This window comes from Bradyrhizobium sp., assembly GCF_030697065.1.
In the GTDB taxonomy this organism is placed as follows: Bacteria; Pseudomonadota; Alphaproteobacteria; order Rhizobiales; family Xanthobacteraceae; genus Bradyrhizobium.
On the sequence record NZ_JAUYQU010000105.1, the window covers coordinates 18,030 to 44,020 of the forward strand.

General features: G+C 64.7%; 24 protein-coding genes. 14 read left to right on the forward strand and 10 right to left on the reverse strand.

Annotated elements, in window-relative coordinates; all coding sequences use genetic code 11:
• Positions 1–62 precede the first annotated feature (62 nt).
• The 3 genes from Q8R73_RS07950 to Q8R73_RS07960 are packed head-to-tail and all read right to left on the reverse strand — an operon-like array spanning position 63 to position 2,720.
• Complete coding sequence (locus tag Q8R73_RS07950) at positions 63–251, reverse strand: hypothetical protein (RefSeq protein ID WP_305718995.1); 189 nt, start codon at positions 249–251, stop codon at positions 63–65.
• Positions 248–1,939 carry an FAD-dependent monooxygenase gene (locus tag Q8R73_RS07955; protein WP_305718996.1) on the reverse strand — a complete coding sequence of 564 codons (1,692 nt, stop codon included), beginning with the start codon at positions 1,937–1,939 and terminating at the stop codon, positions 248–250. Before Q8R73_RS07955 ends, Q8R73_RS07950 begins: the two co-directional genes overlap by 4 nt.
• 10 nt (positions 1,940–1,949) lie before the next feature.
• Positions 1,950–2,720: an enoyl-CoA hydratase gene (locus tag Q8R73_RS07960; protein WP_305718997.1), complete on the reverse strand. Its 771-nt coding sequence runs from the start codon at positions 2,718–2,720 to the stop codon at positions 1,950–1,952.
• A gap of 167 nt (positions 2,721–2,887) precedes the next feature.
• Between Q8R73_RS07960 and Q8R73_RS26030 the strand changes: the two genes are divergently transcribed.
• Both Q8R73_RS26030 and Q8R73_RS07970 read left to right on the forward strand, forming a co-directional pair.
• Positions 2,888–3,049, forward strand: a complete 162-nt coding sequence (locus tag Q8R73_RS26030) for a hypothetical protein (RefSeq protein ID WP_371126057.1) — start codon at positions 2,888–2,890, stop codon at positions 3,047–3,049.
• A 246-nt stretch (positions 3,050–3,295) separates the two neighbouring features.
• Positions 3,296–3,916 carry a TetR/AcrR family transcriptional regulator gene (locus Q8R73_RS07970; RefSeq protein ID WP_305718998.1) on the forward strand — a complete coding sequence of 207 codons (621 nt, stop codon included), beginning with the start codon at positions 3,296–3,298 and terminating at the stop codon, positions 3,914–3,916.
• Between the two features lie 9 nt (positions 3,917–3,925).
• Here the strand turns inward: Q8R73_RS07970 and Q8R73_RS07975 are convergent, their stop codons facing one another.
• On the reverse strand, positions 3,926–4,837 hold the full coding sequence (locus tag Q8R73_RS07975) for a LysR family transcriptional regulator (protein ID WP_305718999.1): 912 nt from the start codon (positions 4,835–4,837) through the stop codon (positions 3,926–3,928).
• A gap of 100 nt (positions 4,838–4,937) precedes the next feature.
• On the opposite strand from Q8R73_RS07975, the gene Q8R73_RS07980 reads away from it, so the two are divergent.
• The 8 genes from Q8R73_RS07980 to Q8R73_RS08015 all read left to right on the forward strand — a co-directional run bounded on the left by Q8R73_RS07980 (position 4,938) and on the right by Q8R73_RS08015 (position 14,468).
• Positions 4,938–6,434, forward strand: a complete 1,497-nt coding sequence (locus tag Q8R73_RS07980) for a CoA-acylating methylmalonate-semialdehyde dehydrogenase (protein WP_305719000.1) — start codon at positions 4,938–4,940, stop codon at positions 6,432–6,434.
• Positions 6,435–6,440: 6 nt separating this feature from the next.
• On the forward strand, positions 6,441–7,586 hold the full coding sequence (locus Q8R73_RS07985) for an isobutyryl-CoA dehydrogenase (RefSeq protein WP_305719001.1): 1,146 nt from the start codon (positions 6,441–6,443) through the stop codon (positions 7,584–7,586).
• Entirely contained in the window at positions 7,583–8,668 is a 1,086-nt protein-coding gene (locus tag Q8R73_RS07990) for an enoyl-CoA hydratase/isomerase family protein (protein WP_305719002.1), read from the forward strand. The genes Q8R73_RS07985 and Q8R73_RS07990 overlap by 4 nt, the downstream gene beginning before the upstream one ends.
• A 33-nt stretch (positions 8,669–8,701) precedes the next feature.
• Positions 8,702–9,589 (forward strand): 3-hydroxyisobutyrate dehydrogenase, encoded by an 888-nt coding sequence (gene mmsB, locus Q8R73_RS07995; protein WP_305719003.1) that lies wholly within the window; start codon positions 8,702–8,704, stop codon positions 9,587–9,589.
• Positions 9,590–9,696: 107 nt separating this feature from the next.
• Complete coding sequence (locus Q8R73_RS08000; RefSeq protein ID WP_305719004.1) at positions 9,697–11,433, forward strand: AMP-binding protein; 1,737 nt, start codon at positions 9,697–9,699, stop codon at positions 11,431–11,433.
• Between the two features lie 3 nt (positions 11,434–11,436).
• Positions 11,437–11,916, forward strand: coding sequence for a MaoC family dehydratase (locus tag Q8R73_RS08005; protein WP_305719005.1), 480 nt, complete (start codon positions 11,437–11,439; stop codon positions 11,914–11,916).
• 225 nt (positions 11,917–12,141) lie between these two features.
• Positions 12,142–13,059 (forward strand): SDR family NAD(P)-dependent oxidoreductase, encoded by a 918-nt coding sequence (locus Q8R73_RS08010; RefSeq protein WP_305719006.1) that lies wholly within the window; start codon positions 12,142–12,144, stop codon positions 13,057–13,059.
• A 155-nt stretch (positions 13,060–13,214) separates the two neighbouring features.
• Positions 13,215–14,468, forward strand: a complete 1,254-nt coding sequence (locus Q8R73_RS08015) for a TIGR03862 family flavoprotein (protein WP_305719007.1) — start codon at positions 13,215–13,217, stop codon at positions 14,466–14,468.
• 3 nt (positions 14,469–14,471) lie between these two features.
• On the opposite strand, the gene Q8R73_RS08020 is transcribed toward Q8R73_RS08015, so the two are convergent.
• The 3 genes from Q8R73_RS08020 to Q8R73_RS08030 form a co-directional block, all read right to left on the reverse strand.
• Positions 14,472–15,551: a D-TA family PLP-dependent enzyme gene (locus Q8R73_RS08020; protein WP_305719008.1), complete on the reverse strand. Its 1,080-nt coding sequence runs from the start codon at positions 15,549–15,551 to the stop codon at positions 14,472–14,474.
• Between the two features lie 114 nt (positions 15,552–15,665).
• Positions 15,666–17,474 carry an ABC-F family ATP-binding cassette domain-containing protein gene (locus tag Q8R73_RS08025; protein ID WP_305719009.1) on the reverse strand — a complete coding sequence of 603 codons (1,809 nt, stop codon included), beginning with the start codon at positions 17,472–17,474 and terminating at the stop codon, positions 15,666–15,668.
• Between the two features lie 11 nt (positions 17,475–17,485).
• The gene (locus Q8R73_RS08030; RefSeq protein ID WP_305719010.1) at positions 17,486–17,986 is read right to left on the reverse strand and encodes a YaiI/YqxD family protein; all 501 of its coding nucleotides are present in this window, start codon (positions 17,984–17,986) and stop codon (positions 17,486–17,488) included.
• Positions 17,987–18,151: 165 nt separating this feature from the next.
• Between Q8R73_RS08030 and Q8R73_RS08035 the strand changes: the two genes are divergently transcribed.
• Positions 18,152–18,952, forward strand: coding sequence for a hypothetical protein (locus tag Q8R73_RS08035; RefSeq protein ID WP_305719011.1), 801 nt, complete (start codon positions 18,152–18,154; stop codon positions 18,950–18,952).
• 186 nt (positions 18,953–19,138) lie between these two features.
• On the forward strand, positions 19,139–19,750 hold the full coding sequence (locus Q8R73_RS08040; protein WP_305719012.1) for a 2-hydroxychromene-2-carboxylate isomerase: 612 nt from the start codon (positions 19,139–19,141) through the stop codon (positions 19,748–19,750).
• Here Q8R73_RS08040 and Q8R73_RS08045 read toward each other — a convergent pair.
• Both Q8R73_RS08045 and Q8R73_RS08050 read right to left on the reverse strand, forming a co-directional pair.
• Complete coding sequence (locus Q8R73_RS08045) at positions 19,740–21,128, reverse strand: FAD-binding oxidoreductase (RefSeq protein WP_305719013.1); 1,389 nt, start codon at positions 21,126–21,128, stop codon at positions 19,740–19,742. The genes Q8R73_RS08040 and Q8R73_RS08045 overlap by 11 nt on opposite strands.
• A 202-nt stretch (positions 21,129–21,330) precedes the next feature.
• Positions 21,331–23,703, reverse strand: coding sequence for a xanthine dehydrogenase family protein molybdopterin-binding subunit (locus Q8R73_RS08050; protein ID WP_305719014.1), 2,373 nt, complete (start codon positions 23,701–23,703; stop codon positions 21,331–21,333).
• A 195-nt stretch (positions 23,704–23,898) separates the two neighbouring features.
• On the opposite strand from Q8R73_RS08050, the gene Q8R73_RS08055 reads away from it, so the two are divergent.
• Together Q8R73_RS08055 and Q8R73_RS08060 are read left to right on the forward strand one after the other, a co-directional pair.
• On the forward strand, positions 23,899–24,975 hold the full coding sequence (locus Q8R73_RS08055; RefSeq protein WP_305719015.1) for a Ppx/GppA phosphatase family protein: 1,077 nt from the start codon (positions 23,899–23,901) through the stop codon (positions 24,973–24,975).
• Positions 24,976–25,009: 34 nt separating this feature from the next.
• Complete coding sequence (locus tag Q8R73_RS08060) at positions 25,010–25,705, forward strand: RlmE family RNA methyltransferase (protein WP_305719016.1); 696 nt, start codon at positions 25,010–25,012, stop codon at positions 25,703–25,705.
• A 52-nt stretch (positions 25,706–25,757) separates the two neighbouring features.
• On the opposite strand, the gene Q8R73_RS08065 is transcribed toward Q8R73_RS08060, so the two are convergent.
• Positions 25,758–25,991: a hypothetical protein gene (locus Q8R73_RS08065; RefSeq protein WP_305719017.1), complete on the reverse strand. Its 234-nt coding sequence runs from the start codon at positions 25,989–25,991 to the stop codon at positions 25,758–25,760.

Sequence of the window (25,991 nt, forward strand, 5' to 3'; positions counted from 1 at the left end):
AACGGCGGTGCGGGATAAATTGTCGTGAGAAGGGCTGCCTTGCCGCGTTCGGGAGAAGCCCGTTACTCCGCAATACCGTCCAGCGCGGTCCGGATCGCGCTCCGGAATACGGCGATGTCGCCGAGTTCATGGCCGAGCACCAGCGCGAGCCGCGTCAGGAACAGCGCTTCGCGCTCGGGGCCCGCCGAATCGATCGCCAGCGCCAGCGCTTCGTAGGCGGCTTCGAAGTCTTCCGGAGGCATCGCGCTCATGGTGTCGCTCTCCCCAGGCAGAGGCGCGCGGTTCGCAGGATTTCGTGAGGCACACTGGCTCTCCAGCGTCCGGCGACGTGGAGGTCGGGGCGCAACAGATAGAGGGTGCCCGGTTGCGCATCGAACAGGCGGGCAATTTCACTGTCCGCATCGGCAATCGCGCCGGCTGCCGGCGCAGAGCCATGGCGCGCAACCAGCAGGCCGACGAACCGCCGGTCCAGTTGAGCGAGTTGCGACAGGATAGCTGCCTGCCCGGCGTTGGGCGCACCGTCGCAAAACAGCATCGCCGTCATGCCGTCGCCGGCACGATCCAGCAGGAAACTGCCGTCGGCCAGCTTAGCATTCGGCGGAAAGCTGCCGCTGGACGGCCCGCCGGCAAACTCCGCGTCGCGGTCCGGATAGGGCGTCAGCGGACTTTCCGAATAGGTGTAGGGCTGCATCTGCCGGGGATTGGCCAGGCCGCGCGGAAACTCGTGTTTCAGGCTGAGCGAGAGTGCTGCTTCGCGGGCCAGCCGCCAGCCGCGCGTCGGCGGGGTCATGAAGCGCGTGCTTTTGGTGGCATTGGCGAAGACGTCCAGCGTGGCGCCGCGCCGCTCCGGCGAATAGCTGTCGAGCAGGCTTTCATCGGCTTCGCCATGGAGAACCGCCGCGAGCTTCCAGCCGAGATTCTCGGCATCGGCGAGACCGTTGTTGAGCCCGCGCACGCCAAAAATCGGCACGATATGGGCGGCATCGCCGACGAAGAACACCCGGCCGTGCCGGTAGTCGTCAAGGCAGAGCGTGTTGGCGGAATAAATGCTCCACCATTCCAGCTCCCAGGGTTTTGTGTGGCCGATATCCTGCAGGATGGCGCCGACGCGGGCGCGGATATTTTCTTCGCGCAGGGCCGCTTCCTCGCTCTCGCCTTCGCGGAGCTGGTAGTCTACCCGCCAGATGTTCTCGGGCTGCTTGTGGATCAGCACGGTGCCGCCGGGATTGCCGCTCGGCTCGAAGAAGGCGCGGCGCTCGGTCGGAAAGTCGTGATCCATGCGGATATCCGCGATGACATACTTGCCCTCGTAGTTCTCGCCCTTCATGCGCAGGCCGAGTTGGGTGCGCACCGGCGAGCGCGCGCCGTCGGCGGCCAGCACGTAGTCCGCCGCGAGGCGATAGTCGCCGGCCGGCGAGGCGATGCCGAGCGAGACGCCGTCATTGCCGGGCTCGATGCCGGTCAGTTCGCTCTGCCAGCGCATGTCGACGAACTCGCTGGCCGCAACCGCGTCGTGCAGATACTGCTCGATATATTGCTGCTGCAGATTGTACATCGGCAGGTATTTTTCGCCTTCGGGATGCGGCATCTCGAGCCGGAAGATCTGCTCGCCGCGGTAGTAGCTGCGGCCGAAACGCCAGCCCAGTGCCTTGTCGAGGAACGGCCTGATCGCCCCGAGCCGCTCCAGGATGTGCATGCTCGGCCGCGCGATGCACAGCGCGCGGCTGCCGTCATTGAAGGTGTCCTTGCGGTCGAGCAGCACGCTGCGGATGCCGTAACGCGCCAGCACCAATGAAGCGGTCATGCCGATCGGACCGGCGCCGACGATCACGACGGGGTGCCGCGCCGCGCGGCCGTCGAACTCGGGGACGTGCCGCGCCGGAAAGTGCGGATAATGGAAATAGAGCGAATCGAGCGGCCCCTTGCCGGCAGGTCTCATGGCGTATCCGTTATCTCTTGCGGTCGATGAATCCCTGCATCAGCCGCTGCGGCTCGCCGGTCAGGAAGGACTGTCCGAACACGGGAATCGAGAGGTCGACGGATTGTTTCAGCGGCAATTCCTCCCATTGCCGGAGCAGGGCCTTTTGCGCGCGCAGCGCTTCCGGACCGCATTCCAGCAGCATCGCCACGGTCTTTTCCACGGCGGCATCGAGGCCGCCTTCTGCGGCGACCACGTCAATCAGCCCCCAGGCCAGCGCGGTGGGCGCGTCGATATTCTCGGCCGTCATCACCAGCCAGCGGGCGCGGCCCCAGCCGATCAGCCGCGGCAACAGTGCCGCGTGGATCACGCTGGGAATGCCGACCCGCACCTCGGGCATGCCGAAATGGGCGTCATGTGCGGCGATCCGGAAGTCGCAGGCGGCGGCGAATTCGAGCCCGCCGCCGAGGCACCATCCCGGCATCCGCGCGATCACGGGAGCCGGGAAGGCGCGCGCGGCCTCGCAGAGATCGCGCAGGCGGGTGATGAACTTTTCCGCCGAAGGCTGGTCGAGTTTTGCCATCTCCTTGATGTCGGCGCCGCCGATCAGGCTCTTTTCGCTCTGGCCGGCGATCACCAGCACGCGAATCTGCCGGTCGGCCGCGAGCGTCTCCAGCCCCTCGCGTACGCCGTTGATGGCGGGCGTTCCCAGGATATTGAGCGTACCGGCGTTGCAGATGGTCAGGCGAACGACACCGCGCGGGTCGCGGTCGACGCCGCAATGGGGGTTGAGCATGTGCATCGCAGTTCCTCGGAGCGTGGGCCGGTCACTTCCGGGGCAAAGCGCCGCCTTGTCAAGTGCTGCATGGGACGGTCGCCGTTGCGCAACCCGTTGCGGAGTGTTGGCCGCTTCGATAATATGATGGCCATAATTCCTTATCGAGCGGGCGCATGACGGCGGTCGAGAGGGTGGACGAGGCTGACCCCACGGATCTGTTTGCCGCGGGATTGCGGCGGCAGCGGATGGTGGACTGGCACGCGCCGGGTCCAGTGGCGAGGGCCGCCGCCGCGATGTCCGGCCTCGACGCCATGCGCGCGATCGGCGACGGGGTGCTGCGGAACCGCCGCTAGCCCGGCTGATCGATTCGGCTGAGGGTGGCGGAACCCGGGCTGATCGTGATGGAGCTGGAACCGCATGAAGGATCAAACGTCAGACCAGCTATGCCGAAGGCTGGGTGCGCGACGGCGCCGGGAACCTCGCGGTGCACGCGACGGCGGCATTCTCGATCGTCGGATAGCCCCCCGCGCGAAATAAGTTGCAGCTTTCCCTGATCGCAACGGCTATTATATGACAGAATACATATCAAGGAGCGCCGAATGCGCTATTCCAGGGAACACAAGCTCGAGACTCACGCCCGGATCGTGAGGAAGGCCTCGGTGCGGATTCGGGAGAAGGGCGCGCATGGCATCGGCGTCGCCGACCTGATGAAGGACGCCGGCCTGACCCATGGAGGGTTCTATGCCCATTTCGATTCGCGCGAGGCCCTGGTGATCGAGGCCTTCGTCTATGCGATGGACCGCTCGACCGAGCGCTGGCGCAAGCTGGCGGAAACCACCCCGCCGGCAAAGCGCATGGCCGCCATCGTCGAATCCTATCTGACGCCGCTGCACCGCGACGATCCCGGACATGGCTGCGCCATCACCGCGCTGGGCGCGGAAATCGCCCGCGAGAGTTCGAAGACCCGAAAGGCGTTCGCGGCCAAACTGGACCAGATGGTCGACATGCTCGCCGAACAGATGCCGCGGGTTCCGCGCAAGGCCGCGCGCAAACAGGCATTGGCGGCGCTGTCGACCATGGTGGGAGCGCTGGTGCTCGCCCGCATCGCCGGGTCCGGCGAATTGTCGGACGACATTCTGGCCGCGGGGAGCGACGCAGCATTGGGTCGCGCGGCGTCACCGAAGCCGACGGCAAAGAAGACCCGTCCGCGGTCGAATTAGGCCGGCATTTCATGGCCGGTTGAACAGCGCGCGTTCGCGCTCCACCGTCTCGTAGATGTAGTCGGCAACCGCGCGGATCCGCGCCAGGTCCTTGCTGTCAGCATGCATCAGCAGCCAGAAGCTGCGCGAGATCGAGATTTCGTCCGGCAGAATCGGCCGCAGCTCGGGATGTGCCGTCGCCATGAAGTGCGGCAGAACCGCGATGCCGAATCCGGCGATGGTGGCGTTGAGCTGGGCGATCAGGTTGGCGCTGCGGAATTTGGCGGAGATTTTTGGCGAAACCTGCGGCAGGTAGTCCAGCTCCGGCGTGAACAGCAGCTCCTCGATGTAGCCGACGAACCGGTGTGCCGGCAGGTCCGCGCGGGATGCGATCGCAGGGCGGCGGTCGAGATAGGCGGGGGCGGCATAGAGTCCGAGGCTGTAGTCGAGTAGCTTGCGCCCGACCACGCGGCCTTCCTTCGGCATCGTCAGGCTGATGGCGATATCCGCTTCCCGCTTGGACAGGCTGAACAGCCGCGCGGTGGCGATCAGCTGAAGGTCGAGATCCGGGTAGCGCTCGGTCAATTGCACCAGTCGGGAGGCCAGGAAGTGGCTGCCGAAGCCGTCGGGCGCGCCGATCCGCACCGTGCCGGTCAGATGGGCCCGCGATCCGCCGACCGCCTCCTGGTTGGCAACGATAGTCGATTCCATCGCCTCGGCGCTGTTGGCGACGCGCTGGCCGGCTTCGGTCAGCAAATATCCGGTCTTGCGGCGGTCGAACAGCTTGGCTGAAAGATGCCGCTCCAGCCGGTCGACACGCCGGATCACTGTGGCATGATCGACGCCAAGCTGCTTCGCGGCAGCGGACACCGATCCGCCGCGCACAATGGCCAGCAGGAACCGGAAGTCGTCCCAATCGATGGCGCCGCCTTGATCCTGCATTTCCGCACATCTATGGTGCAATAACTCGGACTTGAATACCGCAAAATGCGGGTCCAAAGGGTCACAAAGCGATCGAGCCGGGACCAGGGAGATCTCACACATGCGCACAATCGGACATTTCATCGGCGGCCGCGAGGTCAAGGGCACGTCGGGACGGACGGCCGATGTTTTCGAGCCGATGACCGGCGAGGTCCAGGCCAAGGTCGACCTGGCCTCCAAGGCGGAATTGCGCGCGGCGGTCGAGAACGCCAAGGCCGCGCAGGTGGAGTGGGGCGCCACCAACCCGCAGCGCCGCGCACGCATCATGATGAAATTCCTCGAACTGGCACAGCGCGACTACGACAAGCTCGCCGACCTCCTGGCGCGAGAGCACGGCAAGACCGTCCCCGACGCCAGGGGCGACATCCAGCGCGGCCTCGAAGTGGTCGAATTCGCCTGCGGCATTCCGCATCTGATGAAGGGCGAATACACCGAGGGCGCCGGTCCCGGCATCGACATCTATTCGATGCGGCAACCGCTGGGAGTGGTCGCCGGCATCACCCCGTTCAATTTCCCGGCGATGATCCCGATGTGGAAATTCGCGCCCGCGATCGCCTGCGGCAATGCGTTCGTGCTGAAGCCCTCGGAGCGTGATCCCGGCGTGCCGATGGCGTTGGCGGCGCTGATGATCGAGGCCGGCCTGCCGCCGGGCATTCTCAACGTCGTCAACGGCGACAAGGAAGCGGTCGACGCCATCCTCGACGACCCAGATATCAAGGCGGTCGGCTTCGTCGGCTCCTCGCCGATCGCGCAATATATCTATGAGCGCGCCGCCGCCACCGGCAAGCGCGCGCAGTGTTTCGGCGGCGCCAAGAATCACGCCATCATCATGCCGGACGCCGACATGGACCAGACCGTCGATGCCCTGATCGGCGCCGGCTACGGCTCGGCCGGCGAACGCTGCATGGCGATCTCGGTCGCGGTGCCGGTCGGCAAGACCACCGCCGACCGCCTGATGGAGAAGCTGATCCCGCGGGTCGAGGCCCTGAAGATCGGAACCTCGATCGATCCTTCCGCCGACTTCGGCCCGCTGGTCACCAGGGCGGCGCTGGAACGCGTCAAGGATTACGTCGAGGTCGGCATCAAGGAAGGCGCGACGCTGGCGGTCGATGGCCGTGGCTTCAAGATGCAGGGTTATGAAAACGGGTTCTACATGGGCGGCTGCCTGTTCGACAACGTCACGAAGGACATGCGGATCTACAAGGAAGAGATCTTTGGACCGGTGCTCTCGGTGGTGCGCGCGCACGACTACAACGAGGCGCTGGCGCTGCCCTCCGACCACGACTACGGCAATGGCGTCGCGATCTTCACCCGCGACGGCGACGCCGCACGCGATTTCGCGGCCAAGGTCAATGTCGGCATGGTCGGCATCAACGTGCCGATCCCGGTGCCGATCGCCTACTACACTTTCGGCGGCTGGAAGAAGTCCGGCTTCGGCGATCTCAACCAGCACGGCCCGGATTCGATCCGGTTCTATACCAAGACCAAGACGGTGACGGCACGCTGGCCCTCCGGCGTCAAGGAAGGCGCGGAGTTCTCGATTCCGACGATGAACTAACTCTAAATGCAGTTCGCCCTCAACGAGGACCAGATCGCGGTTCGCGACATGGCGCGGGAATTCGCCGCGGAAAAAATCGCGCCGCATGCGGTGCGTTGGGACGAGGAGAAGCATTTTCCGGTCGATGTGATGCGCGAGGCCGCAGGCCTCGGCATCGGTGGCGTCTACATCCGCGACGACGTCGGCGGCTCGGGGATGACGCGGTTCGACGCCGCGCTGATCTTCGAGGCGCTGGCGCAGGGCTGCCCGACGGTGTCGGCCTTCATCTCGATCCACAACATGGCGTCGTGGATGATCGACGCCTATGGCAACGACGCCCAGCGCCACAAATGGCTGCCGAAGCTTTGCACCATGGAACTGCTGGCGAGCTATTGCCTGACCGAGCCGGGTTCGGGATCGGACGCCGCGGCGCTGCGCACCCGCGCGGTGCGCGATGGCGACCATTATGTTCTCAACGGCCAGAAGCAGTTCATTTCGGGCGCCGGCAAGGGCGATCTCTACGTGGTGATGGTGCGGACCGGCGCCGACGGCCCAGGCGGCATCTCGACGCTGGTGATCGAGGGCGATACGCCGGGCCTGTCGTTCGGCGCCAATGAACGCAAGATGGGATGGAACGCGCAGCCGACCCGCGCGGTGATTTTCGAGAATGCCCGCGTACCGGTGGCCAACTGCCTCGGCGAGGAGGGCATCGGATTCAAGATCGCGATGGCCGGGCTCGACGGCGGGCGGATCAATATCGCGGCCTGTTCGCTCGGCGGCGCGCAATGCGCGCTCGACAAATCGCTGGCCTACATGAAAGAGCGCAAGGCGTTCGGCAAGCGCCTCGATGAATTCCAGGCGCTGCAGTTTCGTCTCGCAGATATGGCGACCGAGCTGGAGGCGGCCAGAACCTTCGTCTGGCGGGCAGCGGCGTCACTCGACCGCAAGGATGCCGACGCCACCATGCTGTGCGCGATGGCCAAGCGCTTCGGCACCGATGTCGGCTTCGAGGTCGCCAATCAGGCGTTGCAGCTGCATGGCGGCTACGGCTACCTCAGCGAATACGGCATTGAGAAGATCGTGCGCGATCTGCGCGTGCATCAGATTCTGGAAGGCACCAACGAGATCATGCGGCTGATCGTATCGCGAAAACTGATCGAGAGCGCGCGATGACGGCGGTCGCTGCCGCTGCGGGCTCCGAACCCGACCTGATCGCGCGGCGCGAGGGCGCGGCCGGTGTGATCCGGCTCAACCGTCCCAAGGCGATCAATGCGGTGACGCTTCAGATGTTTCGCGACATCGACAGGGCGCTCGACGCATTCGAGGTCGATCCCGCGGTCGGCGTGATCCTGCTGGAAGGCGCTGGCGAGCGCGGCCTCTGCGCCGGCGGCGATATCCGCGCGCTGTATGAGGATTCCAGGGTCAAGGGCGATCTCGGCAGGATTTTGTGGCGCGAGGAGTACATCCTCAACGCCCGGATCGCGAAATTCGCGAAGCCCTATGTGTCGTTCATGGACGGCATCGTGATGGGCGGCGGCGTCGGACTGTCCGCGCACAGCAGCCATCGTATCGTCACCGAACGCACGAAACTGGCGATGCCGGAAGTCGGTCTCGGCTTTTTTCCCGATGTCGGCGGCACCTGGCTGCTGGCGCGCTCACCGGGCGAGATCGGTACCTATTTCGGGCTCACCGGCCAGATCATGAACGGTCCGGATGCGGTCCATGCCGGCTTTGCCGATGCCGTGGTGCCGTCAGGCAAACTGGCGACCTTGCGCGAGGCGCTGACGAAACTCGGGCCGGGCGTTGCCGCTGCACAGGTAAAAAGCATGATCGATGGCTTTGCGACCGGCGAGACCGCTGGACCGGTCGCGGCCATCGAGCCGCAGATCGATCGCTGGTTTGGCCATGACTGCATGCAGGATATCATCGCGGCGTTGCAGGCGGATGGTTCGGAGCTGGCGCAAGCAACGTTGAAGACGTTGAGCGAAAAGTCGCCGCGCGGCATGGTCGTGGCGCTGAAGCTGCTGCGGCTGGCGCGGGCGTCATCATCGCTGGAAGAGTGCCTGGCGCGTGAATACCGCGCCGCGCTCGAAGTGTTCGCCAGCGACGATTTTCGCGAGGGGGTGCGCGCCGCAGTGATCGACAAGGACCGAAACCCAAAATGGTCGCCGGCGCGCGTTGAAGATGTGACGCCCGAGATGGTGGCGCCTTACTTTGCCGAAATCGGTGCCGACGAACTCAAGTTCGACCAATAAGAGCAGCAACGGCTCAAGCGGAGGGAATTTCGGATGACAAACATCGCATTCATAGGTCTCGGCAATATGGGCGGTCCGATGGCGGCCAATCTGGTCAAGGCCGGTCACAAGGTGACCGCGTTCGACCTGGTCGAGGCCTCTTGCGCGCAGGCCAAGGCCGACGGGGCAGGGATTGCCGACAGTTCGGTGGCTGCGGTGAAGGGCGCAGAGGTTGTCATCACGATGCTGCCCGCGGGCAAGCACGTGCTCTCGGTCTGGACTGAAGTCATTCCGTCGATGGCGAAGGGCGCGCTGATCATCGATTGCTCCACCATCGACGTCGAAAGCGCCAAGCAGGCCCATGCGCTGGCTGCCAAGCACGACGTCGGTTCGGTCGATGCGCCGGTGTCCGGTGGCACCGGCGGCGCCAAGGGTGCGACGCTTACCTTCATGTGCGGCGGCGAGGACAAGGCCTTTGCGGCGGCGAAGCCGGTGCTGGAAAACATGGGCAAGAAGATCGTGCATTGCGGCGGCGCCGGTGCCGGGCAGGCCGCGAAAATCTGCAACAACATGATCCTGGGTATTTCCATGATCGCAGTCGGCGAGGCCTTTGCCTTGGCTGAAAAGCTAGGACTGTCGCATCAGGCGCTGTTCGACGTCGCCTCGACCTCGTCGGGACAATGCTGGGCGCTGACATCCTATTGCCCGGTGCCGGGCCCGGTGCCGACTTCGCCGGCGAATAACGACTACAAGCCCGGTTTCGCCTCGGTGCTGATGGTGAAGGATCTCACCCTGGCGCAGGATGCCGCCAACGCGACAGGCGCCGCGACGCCGCTTGGCAAACATGCGCAGGAAATCTACAAGGCATTCGATGCCGCGGGACATGGCGGGGTGGATTTTTCCGGGATCATCCAGCACGTGCGCGGGTTGGCGGGGAAGTAGTTGACGTCTTCATTGCGGGCGAAGCGAAGCAATCCAGCTTCGCCGCAGTGAAGCTGGGTTGCTTCGTCGCTTCGCTCCTCGCAATGACGACAATGTAGGCCGATCACATGACAACCTTCCAGGACGCGCGTTCCTTCCTGCTGCAGCATCGCACCGACTACGATGCAGCCGTTAAGGGATTCCGCTGGCCGGATCCAGTGCCGTTCAACTGGGCGCTGGACTGGTTCGACGCGGAACTGGCTGATAATGCCGACAGCAAGGAGCGCCCGGCCTTGTGGATCGTCGACGCCGGCAGCAATCGCGAGACGAAACTCTCTTTTGCAGCATTGTCGCGCCGCTCCAATCAGGTGGCAAATTTCCTGCGCGCGCAGGGACTGCAGCGCGGCGATCATCTGCTGCTGCTGCTCGGCAACGTCGTTCCGCTGTGGGAGACCATGCTGGCGGCGATCAAGCTCGGCGTGGTGGTGATTCCCGCGACCACGCTGCTGACACCGGACGAGTTGCGCGACCGGCTCGATCGCGGCCGCGCCAGGACCGTGGTGGCGACGCAGGACCAGGTCGCGAAGTTTTCGGGGCTCGGCGGCGACGATCTGGTTCGCATCGTCGTCAACGCGCCCTCGCAGCAGGAGGGCTGGCTGGCCTATGAAAAGGCCGCGGAATTTCCGGAAGCGTTTGAACCGGATGGCCCAACCAATGCCGACGATCCAATGCTGCTGTATTTCACCTCCGGTACCACGGCAAAGCCGAAGCTGGTGCGGCACAGCCAGCGCAGCTATCCCGTTGGCGCGCTATCGACCATGTTCTGGCTCGGGCTGCAGCCGGGCGACGTACATCTGAACATCTCCTCGCCGGGCTGGGCCAAGCACGCCTGGAGCTGTTTCTTCGCCCCCTGGAATGCCGGCGCCACGGTGTTCGTGGTCAATCAGCCGCGCTTCGACGCCAAGGGCCTTCTGGCGACCATCGGCCGCTGCGGCGTCACCACGCTGTGTGCGCCGCCGACGGTGTGGCGGCTGTTCATCCAGGAGAAGCTCGACACCTTCAAGGTGTCGCTGCGCGAAGTCTGCGGCGCCGGCGAGCCGCTCAACCCCGAAGTGATCGACCAGGTGCGCGCCGCCTGGGGGCTGACCATTCGCGACGGCTACGGCCAGACCGAGACCACGGCGCTGGCCGGCAATTCGCCGGGGCAGAAGCTGAAGGTGGGTTCGATGGGCCGCCCGCTGCCGGGCTATAACGTTCAGATCACCGACATCGACGGGCAGGTGACGAAAGAGGGCGAGGTCACGCTGGTGCTCGGCGCCGACCGGCCCGCCGGCCTGATGCAAGGCTATCAGGACGACGACGGCAAGCTGTCGGGCGCCGACGGCGAGCTCTACCGCAGCGGCGACGTGGTGTTCGCCGACGACGAGGGCTATCTCACCTTCGTCGGCCGCTCCGACGACGTGTTCAAATCGTCAGATTACCGGATCAGCCCGTTCGAACTCGAAAGCATCCTGCTGGAGCATGAATCGGTGGCGGAAGCCGCCGTGGTTCCCAGCCCCGATCCGATCCGGTTGGCGATCCCGAAGGCCTATGTGCTGCTGGTGTCGGGCGCGGAGCGCTCGGGCGAAACTGCGTTGTCGATCTTCCGGCATCTGCACACCCGGCTGGCGCCGTTCAAGCGGATCCGGCGGATCGAACTGGTGACGGAGCTGCCAAAGACGATTTCCGGCAAGATCCGCCGCGTGCAGCTGCGCCGGCTGGAGCATGAGAATGATCGCGAAGATTCACTGCGCGGCGTCGAATTCCGCGAAGAGGATTTTCCGGAACTGAAGAAGGAAATGCCGGCGGGATCGGCGGAGAATTGACGCATGAATGAAGTCTGGAAAAAGCCGCCCATCCCGCTCGATGACTATCTCAAACTGGTAGGCCACGAAGTCGGGGTATCGTCATGGCACCTGATCGATCAGAAGCGGATCGATGTCTATGCCGACGTGATCGAGGACCATCAGTTCATCCATGTCGATCCCGAGCGCGCCAAACGCGAGACCGCGTTCGGCACCACGGTGGCCCACGGTTTTCTCACGATGTCGTTGATGAGCATCATGTCCTATGAGGTCATGCCCGTGATCGAGGGCACCACGATGGGCGTCAATTACGGCTTCGACAAACTGCGATTTCTCTCGCCGGTCCGCGCCGGCTCGCGGGTCCGCGGCCGTTTCACGCTGACGGAAGCGACGCTGCGCAAGCCGACGGAGCTGCTGTCGCGTACCAATGTATCGGTCGAAATCGAGGGCGAGACAAAACCCGCTTTGGTGGCCGACTGGATCGGGCTGATCTATTTCGCGTAGCCAAAACCAACAGCCGTCATTGCCGGGCTTGACCCGGCAATCCATCACTGATCAAAAAGCGACCGACGCTTACACCCTCTCCCGTTGTGGGACAGGGTAGTTTCGCGAAGCGAAGCCGGGTGAGGGGTCTCTCTCCGCGGATACAGACCCCTCATCCGGCGCGCTGCGCGCGCCACCTTCTCCCACAAGGGGAGAAGGGAAGAAGAAATGTGGGGAATTGCGATCATGACTATCAGGTTTGACGGACGCGTCGCCATCGTCACCGGCGCGGGCAATGGTCTTGGCAGGGCGCATGCGCTCGGGTTGGCGAGCCGCGGCGCCAAGGTGGTGGTCAATGATTTTGGCGGCGCCCGCGACGGCACCGGCGGGTCGCTGACCCCGGCCGAAACCGTGGTCGAGGAGATCCGCAAGGCCGGCGGCAGCGCGATGGCCGACGGTGCCGACGTTTCGAACTACGAGCAGGTCAAGGCGATGGTGGCCCGCGCCACCAGTGAGTGGGGCAGCGTCGATCTGCTCTGCGCCAATGCCGGCATTCTGCGTGACAAGTCGTTTGCCAAGATGGAGATCGCCGATTTCGCCAAGGTGATCGACGTGCATCTCACTGGCACCTTCTATTGCTGCAAGGCGGTGTGGGACGGCATGCGCGAGCGTAACTACGGCCGCATCGTCATCACCACCTCGTCGTCGGGACTGTACGGCAATTTCGGCCAGGCCAATTACGGCGCCGCCAAAGCCGGCATGGTCGGCCTGATGAACGTGCTGGCCGAGGAGGGCCGCAAGAACAACATACGCGTCAACACGATCTCGCCGACCGCGGCGACCCGGATGACCGAGGAATTGCTGCCACCGCAGGCGCTGGGGCTGATGCGGCCGGAAGCGATCACGCCGGCGGTCGAGTTCCTGCTCAGCGAGGACGCGCCGACCCGCACCATCATGGGGGCAGGCGCCGGCTCCTTCGCGGTGATCCAGATCATGGAAAGCGAAGGCATCAACCTCGCCCAGTCCGACTGGACCCCCGACGCAGTGGCGGCGCATTTCGCCGAAATTGGCGACATGGCAAAAGCAAAAGCGTTGCAGGGCGCGTTCGAGCAGACCCAGAAGTATGTCGGCCAGGCCGCGGCGCGGGCCGGGATAAAACTGTAAGGGACGTCATTCCGGGGCGATGCGAAGCATCGAACCCGGAATCTCGAAATTCCGGGTCTGGTGCTTGCGCACCATCCCGGAATGACGAAATACTCTCGTCATGCCCGGCCATGACGGCTGTGTTGTGGCAAGCAGATAACGCCTACACTCCCTCCATGTCTGCAGTTTCAAAGAATCAGGTCGCCGTCATCGGCGCCGGCCCGGCCGGCCTGATGTCGGCCGAGGTGCTCGCGCAGGGCGGCGCCGCCGTGACCGTCTATGACGCGATGGCGTCGGCGGGTCGCAAGTTTCTGATGGCGGGGCGGGGTGGGCTCAATCTCACGCACAGCGAGGCGCTGCCGGTATTTCTCGTGCGTTACCGCGAGGCGACGCCGAGGCTTGCGCCGGCGATAACGGCGTTACCGCCGGATCGGTTGCGCCAATGGAGCGAGGATCTGGGGCAGCCGACCTTCGTCGGCTCCAGCGGCCGGGTATTTCCCCGAGCCTTCAAGGCCTCGCCGCTGCTGCGCGCGTGGCTGCGGCGGCTGGATTCGATGGGCGTGCAGCTCAGGCTGCGTCATCGCTGGACCGGTTGGGATGAACAGGGCCGGCTGCTGTTCAATGTGCCGGACGGAAGGCACGCCGTCGAGGCGAGCGCCACGGTGCTCGCGCTCGGCGGTGCGAGCTGGCCGAAGCTCGGGTCCGATGGCGCGTGGGCCGAATGGCTGGCGGCGAAGGGTGTGACGATCTCGCCGTTGCGGCCAGCGAATTGCAGCTTCGCTGTCGCCTGGTCCGACATTTTTCGCGATCGTTTTGAGGGGCAGCCGCTCAAGGGCATTGCCCTGTCATTTGGCCCGCACCGCGCGCGCGGCGAGGTGCTGATCACGCGTACCGGTATCGAGGGCGGCGCGATCTATGCACTGTCCGCCGAACTGCGTGAGGCGATCACGGATGCGGGTCAGGCAACGCTGAGCATGGCGTTGCGTCCCGATCTGGTCACGAAGGATCTGGTGGCGCGGCTGTCAGCACCGAAAGGCAAGCAATCATTTTCGAACTGGTTGCGCAAGGCCGCGCATCTGTCGCCGGCCGGCATCGGGCTGTTGCAGGAGGCGGCCATCGCATCGGGCGTGCCACTGTCGTCGCTATCAGCTGAACAACTGGCCGAGTTGATCAACGCCGTGCCGGTTCGATTGAACGCAGTAGCGCCGATCGCGCGCGCGATTTCCACCGCGGGCGGAATTGCCTTCGATGAACTCGACGGCGATTTCATGATTCGTCGGTTGCCCGGCGTGTTCGCCGCAGGCGAAATGCTGGACTGGGAAGCGCCGACCGGCGGCTATCTGCTGCAGGCGTCGTTTGCGACCGGTGCAGCGGCGGGGCGGGGGGCGTTGAAATACCTCGGCGCTCATGGCGAGGAGCGCCGCGGATAGCGGCTACCGCAGCTTTCCCCGCGCCGCCACGGCCAGCGTGCCGATGATCTCGTCGCCGCGCACCATCACCACCTCGTCCATCATGTTGACGACCACGCAGACATGGTTCGGCACGATGCGCACGACGTCGCCGACAACAGGGCGGGTGTTGCTGCGGGTGAGGTCGAGAAAGCCGTGCTCTTCGGCAAAGCGCGCGATCCTGGCTTCGGGGTGTTCGAGAATGAGGCCATGGCCGTCGAGGCCGCCGGTATCGGATGTCAGCGTCTTCGATCCGGCATCCAGGATGCCGCGATCGGGGCCGGCGCGGCTAACCACGGTGGAATAGATGTGAAGCGCGCAATCGTCCCAGCCGGCGACGCCGGCGGCGACCTGCATGCGGTCGTTATAGATGTAAGTGCCGGGACGGTGCTCGGTGGCGCCTTTGAGTTTTCCGACGTTCTTCAGGTTCGGAGTGCCGCCGGTCGAGACCATCGCGGCATCGAGCCCATGCGCGCGCAGGCCGGCCAGCGCCTCGTCGTAGAACTTTTGCGCTTCAGCCCAGCCGCTTTCGGTCGGATAGAGCATGAAGCCGGCGAACAGCAACCCCTTCGACGACGCGATCTCGCGCGCAAGCGCGACGGCTTCGGCCGGAGTTTCGACGCCGGCGCGCTTGCGCCCGGTGTCGCATTCCACAACCACCGAGAGCGGCCGACCGGAGGCGGCGGCCGCCTGCGGCAGGCCTGATATCACCGTCGAATTGTCGGCGGCGACGGTCATGTGGGCCTTTGCCTGCAGCGCGCCGAGCCGCGCCATCTTCTCCTCACCGATCAGATTGTAGCTGATCAGGATGTCGTCGATCCCCGCATTCGCCATCACCTCGGCTTCGCCGATCTTCTGGCAGGTGATGCCTTTGGCGCCGGCCGCGGCCTGCATCCTCGCCAGCATCGGGCTCTTGTGGGTCTTGATATGCGGCCGGTTGGCGACCCCGGCTGCATCGCAGGCAGCCTGGATCCGCGCAATGTTGTGCTCGACCCGGTCCATGTCGATGACGGCGGCTGGCGTGCCATATTCGCGGGCGATTTTGGCGGCGAGGGGCGTGGTCATCGGCGTCAACTCCAATTGTATCATCCGTCATTGCGAGCGTAGCGAAGCAATCCATCTCACGGCGGGAAGAAAGAATGGATTGCTTCGTCGCAAGCGCTCCTCGCAATGACGGCGTCAGGCCTGCTCGATCTCTTCACGCATCACTTCGAGCTCCAGCCATCGGTCCTCGGCGGCCTCCAACTCCTTCTGTGCGGCGGAGAGCGCCGCCGAACACAGATCGAATTTCTTGCGATCCTTCTTGTAAAGATTGGGATCGTCAAGATGCCGCTGCTGTTTTGCAATCTCCGCCTGCAGGTTGGCGATGGTCTTCGGCAGTGTTTCCAGCGCGTGCTTGTCCTTGAAGTTGAGCTTGCGCTTCGCCGCGGTCGAAGGCGCGCCGGCCTTCGATTCCTTTTTCTCGTCGGCGACGGCCTTCACCGCCTCGCGCTTCAGGTCGGCGCCGCGCTGCGCCAGCATGTCGGTATAGCCGCCGGCGTATTCGACCCAGCGGCCGTCGCCTTCCGGCGCGATCACCGAGGTCACGACGCGGTCGAGAAAGTCGCGGTCATGGCTGATCAGGATCACGGTGCCTTCGTAATCGCCGAGCATTTCCTCGAGCACGTCGAGGGTTTCGAGATCGAGGTCGTTGGTCGGCTCGTCCAGCACCAGGAGGTTGGAGGGCTTCGCCAGCGCGCGCGCCAGCATCAGCCGGCCGCGTTCGCCGCCGGAGAGCACTTCGAGCGGCGTGCGCATCTGCTCCTGCGCGAACAGAAAGTCCTTCATGTAGCTGACCACGTGCTTCGGCTTGCCGCCGACCATCACATTGTCGCTGCCGCCGCCGGTGAGGGCGTCGGCCAGCGTCGACTTCGGATCAAGGCTTTCTCGGTGCTGGTCCAGCGTCGCCATTTCGATGTTGGCGCCGAACCGGATGGTGCCGCTGTCGGGGGCCGCGCCGCCGGTCAGCATCTCGATCAGCGTGGTCTTGCCGGCGCCGTTCGGCCCGACGATGCCGATGCGGTCGCCGCGCTGCACCCGGATCGAGAAGTCATCGACGATCTTGCGCTCGCCATAGGTCCGGCCGATGCCCTTGGCCTCGATGATCAGCTTGCCGGACTTGTCGGCTTCGGATGCGGCCAGATTGGCGTTGCCGGCGGCGCCGCGATAGTCGCGGCGTTGCTCGCGCAGCGCGAACAGATTGCCGAGCCGCTTGACGTTGCGCTTGCGGCGGCCGGAGACGCCGTAGCGCAGCCAGTGCTCCTCGTTGACGATCTTGCGGTCGAGCTTGTGCTGGTCGCGCTCCTCCTCGGCCAGAGTTTCGTCGCGCCAGGACTCGAAGGCGCTGAAGCCGCGGTCGATCTGCTTGATCTGGCCGCGATCGAGCCAGGCGGTGGCGCGCGACAGGTTGGACATGAAGCGGCGGTCATGGCTGATGATGACCAGCGCCGAGCGGCGGCTGGCGAGTTCGCCTTCCAGCCATTCGATGGTGGTGAGGTCGAGATGGTTGGTCGGCTCGTCCAGCAGCAGGATGTCGGGCGATGGCGCCAGCACCCGCGCCAGCGCGGTGCGGCGAGCCTCGCCGCCGGAGATGTGCGCGGGGTCCTCGTCGCCGTGCAGCCCGAGCTGCTCCAGCACGTAACGCGCCTGGTAGTGGTCGTCGCCGGGCCCGAGGCCGTCCTCGACATAGGCCAGCGTGGTGCCAAATCCCGAAAAATCCGGTTCCTGCGGCAGATAGCGCACGGTGGCGCCGGGCTGCACGAAACGGCTGCCGCTGTCGCACTCCACGAGCCCTGCGGCGATCTTCAGCAGGGTCGATTTGCCGGAACCGTTGCGGCCGATCAGGCAGACGCGCTCGCCCGCGGAGACCGATAGTTCCACGCCGGACAACAGCGGCGTGCCGCCGAAAGTCAGCTTGATGTCTTTCAACTGGATCAGGGGAGGCGCCATCTTTTCTCAATTCAATTCTGGTTCTGCGCGATGTGATCCGCGCGCTGGCGCTGGATGCGCCTGATGGTCTGGTCGAGCGCCGAGAGGAACGCCGAGCGGTCGCGCGGTGCGAATCCCCTGGGGCCGCCGGTGACTTCGCCTGACGACCGCAGATCGGTCATCAGGTTGCGGACCGCCAGCGTCATCCCGATCGATTGTTCCGAAAACGGCTTGCCGTTCGGCGCGATCACCTCGGCGCCTGCCTTAACGCAGCGGCTCGCCAGCGGGATATCGGAGGTAATGACGATATCGCCCTTTCCGGCGCGTTCCGCAATCCAGTCGTCGGCGGCATCCATCCCGGAACCCGCTGCGATCCGCTCGATCAGGGGATCTGAAGGCACCCGGATGAAATTGCCGGCGACCACGCTGACGGGCAGGCCATGCCTGATGGCAACGCGGTAGATTTCGTCTTTGACCGGACAGGCGTCGGCGTCGACATAGATGCGGGTGGTGGGGTTCAAAACGGGTGTCATCGGTTGGGATTTTGGCGGGGAACGCCGCGGCGCTCCCTTCGAATGCGCGTGGTACTCCATCGTCAGGGGAAATGCGAGCAAAAGCGGGCCGAAACCCGCTTGCCACGGCCTTTTCTTCGCGTACCATCGTGCCAGAAACGCCAACCAGAATAAGGGGAAACAGGCATGACAAGCCGTATCCAGCCGTACCGGGTCTCGGCCTACAACACGTCAAAACATTCCGAGAACAAGATGCACGACGATACGGTAGCGAAGCGTTACGGCTTTGACGGCGGGCTGGTGCCGGGCGTGGACGTCATGGCCTACATGATGCATCTGCCGGTCGCAAAATGGGGCCGGGCCTTTCTTGAACGAGGATTGATCGAGGCCCGTTTTACCAAGCCGGTCTATGACGGCGAACTGGCCGATGTCACGGCTGAGGAAAGCAATGGCGTGCTTTCGATCGAGGTCAGGAGCCGTGGAGCGCTCTGCGCGACTGGCACGGCATCGCTGCCAGCGGCAGCGCCGGCATTTTCCCTTGCCGACTTCGTCGAGGTCGCGGCAGTAGCCGAGCGCAGGCCGGTGGATGCGACGTCCTATGCGTCAGGAAAATGGCTCGGTGCCGTGCCGCGCACCTGGGCGGCCGATGCGGCCAAGGAGTACCTGGCGGATATTCGCGAAACCGACGCGATCTATACCCGGGAGGGGTTGGGCCATCCCGGCCTGTTGCCGCGGGTCATGAACAAGGTGCTGGTCGACAACGCCATCATGGGTCCCTGGATACATGTCGGCACAAGGATGCAGCTTCTGTCGGCGGCCGGTATCGGCGATGAATTGACCGCGCGTGCGAAGGTCACCGGCAATTACGACAAGAAGGGCCACCGCTTCGTCGAACTCGACGCCCTGGTGGTGGCCAACGGTACCACGCCGCTGGCGCACTGCCATCACATCGCGATCTACCAGCCGCGCGAGCAGGCCGCGGCTTAGGGTGGCGTCCAAACACCTTCAGTAGTCGTCCTCCGCGAAAGCGGGGGACCCAGTACACTGCGGCTTCTCGGTCCCATCGCTGGCGTCTCTGGGATACTGGTTCCCCCGCCTTCGCGGGGGATGACGAGTGAGAATGCTGGAGCGGCTCGAACGTTTCTACACAAGACCCATTGAGGAATTCATACGATGACCATCACCGTCGATTATTATATGGCCCTGACTTCGCCCTGGACCTATCTCGGTTGCGCGCCGTTCGAAGAGATCGTCAGGCGCCACAAGGTGACCGTCAACATCAAGCCTTGCAAGTTCGGACCGATTTTCGAGCAGACCGGCGGGTTGCCGCTACCGAAGCGTTCGCCGCAGCGGCGCGCTTACCGGATGATGGAGTTGAAGCGCTGGCGCGAGGTGCGGGATGTTCCGCTGATCCTCGAGCCAAAATACTTTCCCTGCGATGACGGCGTGGGGACGCGGCTGCTGATCGCTGCCAAGCTGCAGGGCAAAGATACGCTCAAACTGTCGGAGGAACTCGGGCGCGCGGTGTGGGAACGCGAGGAAACGCTCGCCGATCCGGATCACGTTGCATCGGCTGCCCGACGGGCCGGTCTCGACGCCGCCGCGTTGCGCGCCGGAGGTCCTTCCGACGCGGAACTCGATGCGTTGCATGAGCAATACACGCGGGAGGCGGTGGCGGCGGGCGTGTTCGGCGCGCCGAGCTACGTGCTGCCGTCGGGCGAGATCTTTTGGGGACAGGACCGGCTGGAGTTGCTGGAGCGGGCGCTGAAGCGGCTCACATCGTGAAGATGCGCCCGGGATTCAGAATCTGATGCGGGTCGAGCGCGCGCTTCAGGGTGCGCATGGTTTCGATCTCATCCGCGGTGCGGCTCAGCCGGAGATAGGGCCGCTTCAGCATGCCGATGCCGTGCTCGGCCGAGATCGAGCCGCCGAAATCGCCGGTGATGCTGTACACCAGCTTCGACACCTCGTCGTATTTGTCGGCCGGCGGCGGGTATTTTGCGCTGATGTGCAGATTGCCGTCGCCGGCATGGCCAAACACGATCGCGTAGGCATCCGGGTGAATCGTCTTCATGCCCTTGTCGATGGCGATCGCGAACGCTTCCATGGCGTCGATGGCAAGGCTGATATCGAAACCGACACCGGGGCCGGTGGCGCGGCCGAGTTCGACCGAGGAGTCGCGAATCCGCCAGATCGCCGCGGCCGACGCTCCGGAGCTTGCAATCGTGGCATCGAGGATGATCCCGTCCTCCAGCGCCTGCTCGAGCAATTTCTCGAGGTCGCCGCGGATCCGCTCGGCGTCGCTGCCTGACGATTCCAGCAGGACGTAGAACGGATAGTTGGTCGCGAGCGGCGCGGCGACGCCTTTCACGAATTCGGTGGTGAGGCGATAATAATTGTTCCACATCACCTCGAACGCGGTGAGGTCTCCGCCAAGCCGCGTGCGCGTCAGCGTGAGCAAGTCACGGACCATGTCGAAGCTCGGCAGCGCGCACAACGCCACCTGCTGCTCCGCCGGCGCCGGGAAAATCCGCAGTGCGGCGCGGGTGACCACGCCGAGCGTCCCCTCGGTTCCGACGAACAATTGCTTGAGGTCGATGCCGGTGTTGTTCTTGATGTATTTGCGCACCCCCTTGAGGATGGTTCCGTCCGCCAGCACGGCTTCGAGCCCGAGCACGAGATCGCGGGTCATGCCGTAGCGGATCACCCGGTTGCCGCCGGCATTGGTGGAGATGTTGCCACCGATGGTGCAACTGCCGCGCGCGCCGAGATCGAGCGGAAACATGAAGCCATCCTGTTCGACCCGCTCCTGCAGCCGCTGCAACGGCACCCCGGTCTGGGTGATGACGACTCCGCCGCCGGTGTCGACCTCCTCTATTGCGTTCATGCGCTCGGTCGACAGCACGATTTCGCCCGGCGCCGGCATCGTGGCGCGTACCAGCCCGGTCATGCCGCCCTGGGTCGTGACCGGGACGCGGGCCTGATGGCATATTCTCAGAAATTGCGAGACCTCTTCCGTGGTGCGTGGCCGCACCACCGCGAGCGGCGGCGCGACCGCGACGCCGGCCATGTCGGTGTGATAGCGGGCGCCGATGTCGCTGCCGGTCAGCACCGCCGCCGGATCGAACGCGGCGCGAAGGTCGTCGATGATGGTTGACTGCACGTCGTTCGCTCCGCTTGCAAGACCGAGGGGCACATCGCCCGCAACGCCCTCAGTCGTCGTCCCCCGCGAAGGCGGGGGATCCAGTACGCCGCGGCTTCACGGCTCTATTACAGACGTCTCGGAGTACTGGGTCGCCCGGTCAAGCAGGCGACGACAGTTGTGGGTGTGTTGAGCAGCGCGGCTCAATCTTTAACGCAAACACTCACGCCGCCTTTTGCTTCGCATCCTGAATTGCCCGCCACACCCGCTCCGATGTCAGCGGCATGTCGATCTGCGTGACGCCATAGTCGGACAGCGCGTCGAGCGCCGCGTTGACGATCACAACCAGGGCGCCGGCGCAACCGGCTTCGCCGCAGCCCTTGGTGCCGAGCGGGTTGGACTTCGCCGGCGAGGGATGATCGCCGACCACCATGGGTGGAATGTCTTCCGCGCGCGGCAGTGCGTAATCCATGAAGGATCCCGTGATCGGCTGGCCGCTCTCGTCGTAGCTGACTTCCTCCATCAGTGCCTGGCCGATGCCTTGCGCGACCCCGCCATGCAACTGGCCTGCGACGATCATCGGATTGACGATGGTGCCGAAGTCGCTGATGCCGGTATAGCGCACGATCCGCAACACACCGGTTTCTGGATCGATCTCGACTTCCGCGACATGGCAGCCATTGGGGAAGGTCGACGGAGTATCCTTGGTGGCGTGATCGACGTCGAGCGTATCCGGCACGCCCTCGGGTACCTTGCCTTCGCGCAGGCGCTGCGCCAGTTCCATGATGCCGATCGAACGGTCGGTGCCGGCGATGGTGAAGCGGCCGCCTCCGAACTCGATGTCGCTTTCGGCGGCTTCCAAAAGATGCGCCGCCGCCTGCTTGCCTTTTGCAACCACCAGCGCCGCAGACTCGACGATCGCCGCGCCCGTCGCGGTAATCGAGCGGGAACCGCCGGTGCCGTTGCCGAAGCGGACGAGGTCGCTGTCGCTCTGTTCGAGCGTGATCTTCTCGAAGGGGACGCCGAGTTGCGCCGACAGCACCTGGGCAAACGGCGTGGCGTGACCCTGGCCGTAATCCAAAGTGCCGGTGGTGAGTTTCACCGAGCCATCCGGCTCGAACGTGATCTTGCCGAGCTCGCCGCTCGGCGGTGCCGTGACCTCAAGATAGGAGCCGACCGCGATGCCACGCAGTCTGCCGGCCTTGCGGCTTTCCTTCCGGCGTTTGGGGAAATTGGCATGATCCGACATCTCCAGCGCCTTGTTGAAGACGCCCTGGAAATCGCCGCTGTCATAGGTGACGCCGGAGGCGGCGGCGAACGGCAATTGCGCCGGCTTGATGAAGTTGCGCTTGCGCAAGGTCAGCGGGTTGATGCCCATCTCGCCGGCGGCGCGATCGATCAGGCGCTCCATGTAGTAATTGGCTTCGGGGCGTCCGGCGCCGCGATAGGCGCCCATCAGCGTAGTGTTGGTCAGTACCGTCTTGATGTCGACGCCGAGCAGCGGCGTGCGGTAGACGCTGGCGAGGTTCTTGCCCGTGTTGAGCGACAGCGGACCTGGCGCCACGCCGGTGATGTAGGCGCCGAGGTTGCCGTAGCCCTGGAGGCGAACGGCGAGAAACCTGCCCTCGGCATCGAGCGCCAGTTCGGCATGCATCAGCTGCGCGCGGCCATGGCTGTCGGAGAGAAAACTGGTGGAGCGCTCATCGGTCCATTTCACCGGGCGACCGAGCGCCTTCGCCGCGTGCAGGATGCAGATATATTCGGGGTAACTGACGTTCTTCATTCCGAACGAGCCGCCGACATTGGCGGTGAGGATGCGGACCTTGTCGTTCGGCACGTTGAGGATCTTCGCCAGCGTCACCTTGTTGCCCGAGACGCCCTGGGTGGGCACCTGCAGCGTGTAGCGCCCGCTGGTTCTGTCGTAGGCCGCCAGGGCCACGCGCGGCTCCATCGACACCACCGCGACGCGCGTGTTGACGATGTCGAGTTTTGTCACATGCGCCGCCGCCGCAAAAGCTGCGTCGATCTTGGCGGTGTCGCCATAGTGGTAGTCGAGTGCGACGTTGTTGGGGATGTGATCGTAAAGCTGCGGCGCGCCGGGTCGGGCGGCTTCGGCGGCATCGGTGACGGCGGGAAGCGGCTCGATATCGAGTTCGATGGCTTCGCCGGCCTCGCGTGCCTGTGCCAGCGTCGTCGCCACCACGAACGCCACGGGATCGCCGACATAGCGCACCCTGTCGGTCATCAGCGCGGCGCGGTTGGTCTGCATCAGCGGGGTGCCGTCGCGGCTCTTCAGCGGCAGGCCGCAGGTGAAGGGGCCGTAACCGGCGGTCACGAGATCGGCTCCGGTCCACACGCCGAGCACGCCCGGCATCGCCTTGGCGGCTTTGGTGTCGATGCCGCGGATGATGCCGTGGGCGTGGCTGGAACGCACGATCCAGGCATAGGCCTGGCCGGGCAGGCTGAAATCGTCGGTGTACTTGCCCTTGCCGCGCACCAGCGTATCGTCCTCTTTGCGGCGGACCGGCTGCCCGACACCGTATTTTTGCAGTGCGATAGCGTTTTCCAAAGCGATTGAGGGCGGTTGATCTTGCATTGAAAATTACCTGAAATGCCTGGTTTTGCGCGATTATCGTGGTTTCCCTGAGATAACGCACCGATATCGGAACGACAACGACTGATTGGGCATGGTGGCATGTGAACGGCTGTTGCGCGGCTGTCCGGCGCTGCTAAAGTTTCCGTGAACAGAAATTCCACGTCGGCCCCCGAGGGCTGCGGAAAGACATTTTGAATGAACGAAGACACGCGGCTTCGCGACGGCATTGGGCTGCGCGGAGACGGCCAAGGTCCGCCCCATAGCGGCGGCGTGCCCGGCGCCGGCCGTTCGCCGGCGGCAGTAACCGGCGTCTATGCCGCGCTGGACCTCGGCACCAACAATTGCCGCCTGTTGATCGCCTGTCCGACCGGCGACAGCTTTCGCGTGGTCGACTCGTTCTCGCGGATCATCCGGCTCGGGGAAGGAATCTCGGCGACCGGCTGCATCAGCGACGCTGCGATCGACCGCGCCATCGCGGCCTTGAGCATTTGCCGGGACAAGATCCAGTCCAGGAAGGCCAAGCGCCTGCGGCTGATCGCCACCGAAGCCTGCCGCGCGGCGTCGAATGCCGACGGTTTCATGGACAGGGTGGCGGCGGAGACCGGCATCCGGCTCGAGGTGATCGACCGCGAGACCGAAGCCGCGCTGGCGGTGACCGGCTGTTCGCCATTGCTGGATCCCAAGGGCAGGGGCGCAATCCTGTTCGACATCGGCGGCGGGTCGACGGAACTGGTTCGGATCGAACGCGATCCGGAGCAGGAAAATGCGGTTCCGCGCATCAAGGCATGGATGTCGATTCCGCTCGGCGTGGTCTCGCTGGCCGAAGCTTTCGGCGGCAAGGACGTCACGCCGCAGTCCTACGCCGCCATGGTCGCCGAGGTTGCGCAGCACATTGCCCCGTTCGCGGCCGAACACGGCGCCGACCTCGGCGGCATGCATCTGCTCGGTACCTCGGGCACGGTGACGACGCTGGCCGGGGTCCATCTCAATCTGCCGAGATATGATCGCCGCCGGATCGACGGCGTCTGGATGAGCGATGCCGATCTCACAGCGACCGTCGCGCGGCTGCTGTGCATGACCTATCAGGAACGCGCCGGCAATCATTGCATCAGCATCGAGCGCGCCGACCTGGTACTGGCAGGCTGCGCCATCCTCGATGCCATCCGCAGCGCGTTCCCGCTGCCGCGGTTGCGGGTCGCCGATCGCGGCCTGCGCGAGGGCATGCTGGTCGAAATGATGCGTGCGGACGGCGCCCTGAGCGGAAGCCGATAGGCGCGCCCGTTGTCGATGTGCTAGAGCCTCGATCATGGCAAAAGACACAACCGGACGGCTACGGGTTACCGTCAAGAGCGCAGGCAGGCTGAAACTGTCCTCGAAACTCTGGCTGGAGCGGCAGCTCAACGATCCCTATGTGGCGCAGGCCAAGCGGGACGGCCTGCGCTCGCGCGCGGCCTACAAGCTGCTCGAGATCGACGACAAGTACCATTTCCTCAAATCCGGCATCACAGTGGTCGATCTCGGCGCGGCGCCGGGCGGCTGGAGCCAGATCGCGGCCAAGCGGGTCGGCGCAGCCGACAACAAAGGCAAGGTGGTCGCGATCGACCTCCTGGAGATGCCGGAAATACCCGGCGTCAGCTTCGCGCAACTCGATTTTCTCAAGGAGGACGCGCCCGACAAATTGCTTGCGATGATGGGAGGCCGCGCCGACGTGGTGCTGTCCGACATGGCCGCCAACACCACCGGCCATCGCAAGACCGATCAGTTGCGCATCATCGGCCTGGTCGAAAGCGCCGCCGCCTTTGCCGCCGACGTGCTCAAGCCCGGCGGGACATTCGTGGCAAAAGTGTTTCAGAGCGGCGCCGATGCGACGCTGATGACGCAGCTCAAGCACGATTTCGCCACCGTCAAGCACGTCAAGCCGGCCTCGAGCCGCAAGGATTCCTCGGAGCGCTACGTGCTGGCGATGGGATTTCGGGGCGTGCAGGGCAAGCCGCAAGCCTGACGGCGCGACGCAGGAGCGGATCGGCGCAGCAAGGGCAGCCGAGAACGGGCCATCAGCCTTGGGCCTGCCCCGGACTTTCCTTCGGCCGCGCTTCCAGCGCCATCCGCACTTCCCTGGCGCTCGTCAGGGCGCGCCGGATGTTTTTGTCTTCCGAACCGGCATCGAATGTAATCAGGCGGTTGCAGTGCTGGCAGTTGGTTTGAAAGCCGTCGCGGAGTTTTTGCGCGCGCTCCCGGAACACCTGCGAGCATTTGGTGCATTTGACCCTTACTTTTTCGTCGATCAT

Excerpts from the sequence above, each read along its gene's own strand:
- Q8R73_RS07975 (WP_305718999.1), bottom strand. The coding sequence starts at position 4,837 with ATGCAGGATCAAGGCGGCGCCATCGATTGGGACGACTTCCGGTTCCTG.
- Q8R73_RS08030 (WP_305719010.1), bottom strand. The coding sequence starts at position 17,986 with ATGACACCCGTTTTGAACCCCACCACCCGCATCTATGTCGACGCCGAC.
- Q8R73_RS07960 (WP_305718997.1), bottom strand. The coding sequence starts at position 2,720 with ATGCACATGCTCAACCCCCATTGCGGCGTCGACCGCGACCCGCGCGGT.
- mmsB (WP_305719003.1), top strand. The coding sequence starts at position 8,702 with ATGACAAACATCGCATTCATAGGTCTCGGCAATATGGGCGGTCCGATG.
- Q8R73_RS07970 (WP_305718998.1), top strand. The coding sequence starts at position 3,296 with ATGCGCTATTCCAGGGAACACAAGCTCGAGACTCACGCCCGGATCGTG.
- Q8R73_RS08060 (WP_305719016.1), top strand. The coding sequence starts at position 25,010 with ATGGCAAAAGACACAACCGGACGGCTACGGGTTACCGTCAAGAGCGCA.
- Q8R73_RS07950 (WP_305718995.1), bottom strand. The coding sequence starts at position 251 with ATGAGCGCGATGCCTCCGGAAGACTTCGAAGCCGCCTACGAAGCGCTG.
- Q8R73_RS08025 (WP_305719009.1), bottom strand. The coding sequence starts at position 17,474 with ATGGCGCCTCCCCTGATCCAGTTGAAAGACATCAAGCTGACTTTCGGC.
- Q8R73_RS08020 (WP_305719008.1), bottom strand. The coding sequence starts at position 15,551 with ATGACCACGCCCCTCGCCGCCAAAATCGCCCGCGAATATGGCACGCCA.
- Q8R73_RS08055 (WP_305719015.1), top strand. The coding sequence starts at position 23,899 with ATGAACGAAGACACGCGGCTTCGCGACGGCATTGGGCTGCGCGGAGAC.
- Q8R73_RS08015 (WP_305719007.1), top strand. The coding sequence starts at position 13,215 with ATGTCTGCAGTTTCAAAGAATCAGGTCGCCGTCATCGGCGCCGGCCCG.
- Q8R73_RS08040 (WP_305719012.1), top strand. The coding sequence starts at position 19,139 with ATGACCATCACCGTCGATTATTATATGGCCCTGACTTCGCCCTGGACC.
- Q8R73_RS08010 (WP_305719006.1), top strand. The coding sequence starts at position 12,142 with ATGACTATCAGGTTTGACGGACGCGTCGCCATCGTCACCGGCGCGGGC.
- Q8R73_RS07980 (WP_305719000.1), top strand. The coding sequence starts at position 4,938 with ATGCGCACAATCGGACATTTCATCGGCGGCCGCGAGGTCAAGGGCACG.
- Q8R73_RS07955 (WP_305718996.1), bottom strand. The coding sequence starts at position 1,939 with ATGAGACCTGCCGGCAAGGGGCCGCTCGATTCGCTCTATTTCCATTAT.
- Q8R73_RS08005 (WP_305719005.1), top strand. The coding sequence starts at position 11,437 with ATGAATGAAGTCTGGAAAAAGCCGCCCATCCCGCTCGATGACTATCTC.
- Q8R73_RS08000 (WP_305719004.1), top strand. The coding sequence starts at position 9,697 with ATGACAACCTTCCAGGACGCGCGTTCCTTCCTGCTGCAGCATCGCACC.
- Q8R73_RS07985 (WP_305719001.1), top strand. The coding sequence starts at position 6,441 with ATGCAGTTCGCCCTCAACGAGGACCAGATCGCGGTTCGCGACATGGCG.
- Q8R73_RS08065 (WP_305719017.1), bottom strand. The coding sequence starts at position 25,991 with ATGATCGACGAAAAAGTAAGGGTCAAATGCACCAAATGCTCGCAGGTG.
- Q8R73_RS08035 (WP_305719011.1), top strand. The coding sequence starts at position 18,152 with ATGACAAGCCGTATCCAGCCGTACCGGGTCTCGGCCTACAACACGTCA.
- Q8R73_RS08050 (WP_305719014.1), bottom strand. The coding sequence starts at position 23,703 with ATGCAAGATCAACCGCCCTCAATCGCTTTGGAAAACGCTATCGCACTG.
- Q8R73_RS07990 (WP_305719002.1), top strand. The coding sequence starts at position 7,583 with ATGACGGCGGTCGCTGCCGCTGCGGGCTCCGAACCCGACCTGATCGCG.